This is a genomic window from Rhizobium sp. SRI_017 (assembly GCF_057586295.1).
The window spans coordinates 1-253 of record NZ_JBYCZP010000120.1 but is presented as its reverse complement, the minus strand read 5'-3'; the positions used below and the strand labels follow the sequence as shown (position 1 = coordinate 253).

The window sequence follows — 253 nt, the reverse complement described above, 5'->3', positions numbered from 1 at the left end:
GTCAAGATTGCCAGAAAGGTCCTTGGCCGATGAGCAACCCTGATCCGATTTCAGTCTTCCGGACGGAAGCTGCGGAATGCCTGGAGCAGATCGAGCTGGGACTGCTCGATCTCACCCGCGATCTTACAGATCGGGCGCAGGTCGATGCTGTCTTTCGCGGACTTCACACCCTCAAAGGCTCGGGGTCGATGTTCGGCTTCGACGCGCTTGCTGCGTTCACCCATCATTGTGAAACCGCCTTCGACAAAGTCCG

Annotated in this window: 1 protein-coding gene; it reads left to right on the top strand. The window is 57.7% G+C overall.

The features are described 5' to 3' along the window. Positions 1-29: 29 nt before the first annotated feature. A partial coding sequence (locus AC2YI2_RS35315) for an Hpt domain-containing protein (protein WP_487391162.1) occupies positions 30-253 on the top strand: 224 nt, incomplete at its 3' end.